This is a genomic window from Paenisporosarcina sp. P4_E4_2 (assembly GCF_056401595.1).
Genome location: NZ_JBFUJC010000370.1, coordinates 1 through 5,230, shown reverse-complemented (window position 1 = coordinate 5,230; position 5,230 = coordinate 1). Strand labels below are relative to the sequence as shown.

Genomic DNA, 5,230 nt, shown 5'->3' with positions numbered 1-5,230 from the left:
CGCTTCATCTGCCTGGCCATTATTCAGATCAAATCCAAATTTCGAATCAGCTTGTCCTGTCGTGATATAGTCATGCGTATGCGCTTCAATACCTGGTGTCACACGTAATAAAATATTTACTTGTTTTTTAAGGATTTCTGTTAATCTCTTTAACTGTTCTATTTCATAAAAATTATCAACCACAATACATCCAATACCCGAGTTCAATGCAAAGACTAATTCATCATCACTCTTATTATTGCCATGAAAATGAATTCGTTCCACTGGAAAACCGGCATGAATGGCTGTATACAATTCGCCTCCAGACACAACGTCCAAAGACAGTCCTTCTTCAGCTGCTAGCTGATACATTGCAATACTTGAGAAAGCCTTACTCGCATAAGCTACTTGAGCTTCAACTTTCTCACGTTCAAATGTGTGAATAAAAGCACGTGCCCGTTCTTTTATTAATGCTGTATCGTAAACAAATAATGGTGTTCCATAGTTTTTTGCTAATGTCATTGCAGAAGTTCCACCAATTGTTAAGTGACCATGTTCATCCACGGACTGTGTTCCAAATAAATGCATCTTCATCTCTCCCAGTGGTAAGTGGTTTTTCAATATAAGAACTTTACCATAGGGAAAGACTCCGATGCAATGAGTGGATTAAGAACGTTTGCGCTTAGGCGAGTGAACAATGAATGGTCTGAGTGCGCCATTTGATGTAGGAAAGCGAACCAGAATGCGTGCCAATGCTTTAGGGAAAAATGGAACGAGCGGCCACAAATAAGGGACTCCCATCGGCTTAATTGATACCAGGTACATGAAAACGAATAGGATTCCAATGAAAAAGCCATTGGACCCAAATATGACAGTAGCAATAAGCATCACATTTCGGAATAACTTGGCGGCAACACTCAATTCATAAGAAGGTAATGCAAATGTTAAAATGGCTGATACCGCTGTATATAACACTACTTCAGGAATGAAAAGTCCGACATCGATTGCAATTTGACCAATAATAATGGCCGCTACTAAGCCCATTGCCGTGGAAAGAGGTGTAGGGGTATGAATGGCTGCTAGCCTCAAAAATTCAAGACCTAAATCAGCGATCACGATTTGAAGAAAAAGCGGGACCTCTCCATTCTCTTTTGGACCAATGTAGGAAAGAAACTCAGGGACTCGATCTGGTTCCACCACTAATAAATACCAGAAAGGTAAAAGTGTTAAACTCAGGAAAAATCCCGAGAAGCGAAGTATGCGGACAAACGTTCCTATCAAAGGAGCTTGTCGATATTCTTCTGCATGTTGCAAATGATGAAAAATCGTTGTAGGAACTAAAATTACGGAAGGAGAGGTGTCCACGATAATCGCAATATGACCTTCCAATAAATGAGCTGCACATGTATCAGCACGTTCTGTATAGCGAACAAATGGGACAGGATGGAACTTTTGCTTGAATATCCATTCTTCTAGCGACTTGTCTGTCATTGTCAACCCATCGTGATGGATTTTTTTCATGCGTTTGCGGATATAATCGATATGCTGTTCATTCGCTACACCTTTAATAAAAGCGATTACCGTATCCGTTTGACCACGAGTGGAAAGCTTTGTTAATTCGAAGCGAAGCGAGACATCCCGGATTCTTCTTCGAATTAATGCCGTATTTTGTAAAATATTTTCCGTGAAGCCATCACGAGATCCGCGAATGACTTTTTCATTATCAGGCTCATCGGGTTGTCTTCCTGGATATGAACGAACATCGATTGTGAAAACATAACCACCAGATGTCACAATACCAAGCTGTCCACTTAAAATTGCGGACAGCCAGGCATCTTTAGAGTCATAGATTGTGACTGAATGATATGGAAAATAACTATTCATTGCTTCAATTTCATGAATCTCTAATTTATGTTTCACTTGAGATGTCGTGCTCTGTGTTAACGTCAAAATTTGTGTAAGTGTCGTAGAATCAATCAACCCATTCATATAGACAAATAATGATGGTATTGACCAAACGTGTGCGTTTTTGACACCAACATCGAAGCTTTCTCCCTTTCCAAACTTGGAATACACAAAGGATTCAGCATCCTGGATATTGGCAAAAAGTGACTTATCTATTGAGATCCATCCTTTAATGTCGCCTGTTTAGGCATCATCCAACTTTTCAGTTGCTTAAGTATTTTCTTTTCCAACCTGGAAACTTGCACTTGTGAAATACCGAGCCTTTCCGCAATATCACTTTGCGTACAGTCCAAGTAGTAGCGTAAATAGATAATCATTTGTTCCCTTTTTCCGAGTTTCGATAAAATATCTCGCAATGGAATGTGATCAAACGAGCGCTCCGAACGTTCGTCTCTTAATTGATCCATCAGAGTTAAGGCGTCCCCTTCACTTTCAAATAATTGTTCATGAAGAGAAGCTGGATCTCTTAATGCATCGGAAGCTAAAACCACTTCATCCATCGTCACATCAAGCGTTGTGGCAAGTTCCGACAAGGAGGGTTGGCGTTCATGTAGCCGAATAAATTCATCGGTTGCATGACGAATTTTAAAACTCAATTCCCGGATGGAACGACTTACTTTAACCATGCCGTCATCTCGCAGGAACCGTTGTATTTCCCCAATAATCATTGGAACAGCATAAGTGGAAAATTTAACTTCGTACGATAAATCGAATTTGTCGACAGATTTCATTAACCCTATACAACCGATTTGAAATAGATCCTCTAAATCCGCTCCCCGTGAAGCGAATCGTTGGACGATGGACCAGACAAGACGGGTATTTCCTTCTACCATGGTTTGTCTGGCAATTTTGTCTCCCTGTTGAGACAAAAAGATCAATTCACGCATTTTTTGCTCTGACCATACCGACAAATGATCCGAGAAACTTTCCATAATGGTAAAGCCCATCCCGGAGCGTTCTCTCTCCGGTTTTGATGTATAAAGAGGTTCCATCGCTTGCTCGAGGTTTGGAATGCCTCTGCCTTCATCGCTGATGGTCATCGTGATTGATTGTCCATTTCTTTTGGCCCGTATGGTTACGATGCCCTCCCCATCTTCTTCATATCCATGAATGATGGCGTTCGTCACTGCTTCAGAAACAATTGTTTTAAACTCAGCTAATTCATCAATGGTTGGGTCAAGAGATGCAATAAAGCTCGTCATCACCATACGTGCCAAACCTTCATTTTCACTAATGGCAATAAACGATAGCGTCATTTCATTGTCCATTTAAAATACCCCCTAACTGTGCGATTGTTTCTTCTTCTGTTGTTGGCCAAACATAGGAACCGAGACCAGAATATTGAAAGATTTTTTTCATCGTTTCAGAAGGATGTAAAATAACTGTTTGCCCATTAGTAGGGACAAAATCTCTCATTCTTCCTAAGATAAGTCCAATACCTGCACTGTCCATAAAATGTAAGTCTTGCAAGTTCCATATGATGGCGCGAAGAGTTCCTCTATAAAGAGATTGTGAAATTTCGTCACGGATTGTTTGTGTGGCATGATGGTCAAGCTCGCCCTTTAAGCGAATAATAGCTATACCATCTTCGACAAATAAAAGTTGATGTTTCATCTAGTAACTCCTCCTTTCCGTGACTATTCGAGGTGAGCTACTCCAATTCCTTGTCGTTGACAAATAAAGGTTAAACCTCTTAATTCTCGACAGAAATTGCAACATTCTATTCATTAACAGTATGGAAAATCTTTCATACATTTAAACATCAGAGAAGAAAAAAGGTTTTACTTTTTTGTAGGCATTTACGTTTTGAGCTAAAAGACACTTCTGTGCTGAGACATGATTTCGAAATGAAAACTGAAGCATAAGGTTTTCAGTTCGCTGTGGACGCCTCATTTGCTGCACCCTGATTTAGAGAATAAAGAGGATGGGGTTGTGACTGTGTCACAACCCCATCCTCTTTTGTTAGATCACCTTGCGGCTTTTGTGCGTACTTAGCTCCCTTACAACCTTAGAGCTCTGCATTTTGTGGTTTACTAAAGAATCGATGCTCTATTTAAGTAGATATTCGGTCGAAGATAGTTCTCTTCATTCTTAACGTAAGAGAACACGATTCATTTTGTAAGTGATACACACATTTTTCATGAAAATTAACTTTGCTTCAAATTTACTTTCATTTGTTCATATTTCCGCTTGTACTATCCCGCTTTCATTTAATGGTAATCCCCATCTTCCTTGCATTCTTTTTTCCTTGTTTAAATCTGTTTGCCCGTGTCTAATTTCATAAATCAATGATGGAATCGTCTAATCTATAAAGTAGTTTTATGTGAAATCATTGAACTAACTTGATCCGTTAGTCTAGCAAGGAATATGTAGTACAATTCCAATGCCTTGCACTTACTTTWCTTTTTCCTTCCCACCCCTTCTTCTGCAATTCCTTTGCAATTAACATATTAAAAAAACCATGTCCTACTAAAGCTATCGATTTATGCTCATGTGCATAATCAATTAGCAGTTGGACAGCCAATCCTGCCCTGTCTTTCGCCTGACGGAAAGACTCGCATTCGTTAGAATATCCACTAAACCACAGTAATCTTAAAATCACTGCCCAGATATTTGGCTTTAATCTTACATTAAATAATTTAGTTGGAATTGAAGGTAACTCTGTTTCTCTAAATAAACAATCAGAAACTATTTTCACTTTTGTATTTAATAACCTTGCTGATTCAACTGACCTTTTTAAATTGCTGGATAAAACAATTTTTGCAGTAGTTACTTTTTCAAGCGTTTCCGACGGGTATAATGACTCTTCAAACACGCCGTTAAAGTCATATTTTCCCACCCATTTCTTAAACTCCATACAAGTCATTTTATTATTTTCAGTCAGTAGTGATCTTCCATGCCGAATCAATGAAATTTCCATATACATCTCCTTGTAATAACAATGATTTTTGTACTAATAACTTGTTATTTTCTATAAAAAGATTAACCATCCTTGTTTAACCAAGCTCGATGTACGTCTATTAAAGTACACGTTAGTTTAAAAATACCATAAAAAAAGCGATCTCCGGAGAGACCGCTTTGATGATTTAGATTATTGAGTGATGATTTCTTCGATTAATTTTGGTGCTTTGGTTGGTTCTTTTGAGAACTCAATATATTTGTACAATATCTCCATAACTTTTTCTACATTTTGAGTGTTAGCGTGGATTGTTGCAAGGGACTCGCCCTCTTTAACCGCATCGCCAACTTTTTTGTGAAGCACGATGCCGACTGCCAAATCAATTTC

General features: G+C 38.7%; 5 protein-coding genes and 2 pseudogenes. All 7 read right to left on the bottom strand.

The genetic code is table 11. The features are described 5' to 3' along the window. A partial coding sequence (locus AC1DSB_RS17270; protein ID WP_477587202.1) for a diaminopimelate decarboxylase family protein occupies nucleotides 1-567 on the bottom strand: 567 nt, incomplete at its 3' end. A gap of 78 nt (nucleotides 568-645) precedes the next feature. After that, nucleotides 646-2,100 (bottom strand): spore germination protein, encoded by a 1,455-nt coding sequence (locus AC1DSB_RS17265; protein ID WP_036659386.1) that lies wholly within the window; start codon nucleotides 2,098-2,100, stop codon nucleotides 646-648. Continuing rightward, entirely contained in the window at nucleotides 2,097-3,152 is a 1,056-nt protein-coding gene (gene spoIIAB / locus AC1DSB_RS17260; protein ID WP_477587203.1) for an anti-sigma F factor, read from the bottom strand. The genes AC1DSB_RS17265 and spoIIAB overlap by 4 nt, the downstream gene beginning before the upstream one ends. 49 nt (nucleotides 3,153-3,201) lie before the next feature. Beyond that, complete coding sequence (locus AC1DSB_RS17255; RefSeq protein WP_016427460.1) at nucleotides 3,202-3,558, bottom strand: STAS domain-containing protein; 357 nt, start codon at nucleotides 3,556-3,558, stop codon at nucleotides 3,202-3,204. A gap of 570 nt (nucleotides 3,559-4,128) precedes the next feature. After that, nucleotides 4,129-4,233: pseudogene (locus tag AC1DSB_RS17250) on the bottom strand (histidine phosphatase family protein); the annotation flags it as partial. A gap of 61 nt (nucleotides 4,234-4,294) precedes the next feature. Further along, complete coding sequence (locus AC1DSB_RS17245; protein ID WP_477587201.1) at nucleotides 4,295-4,864, bottom strand: histidine phosphatase family protein; 570 nt, start codon at nucleotides 4,862-4,864, stop codon at nucleotides 4,295-4,297. Between the two features lie 171 nt (nucleotides 4,865-5,035). Then, nucleotides 5,036-5,230 (bottom strand): annotated as a pseudogene (gene deoA, locus AC1DSB_RS17240) (pyrimidine-nucleoside phosphorylase); the annotation flags it as partial.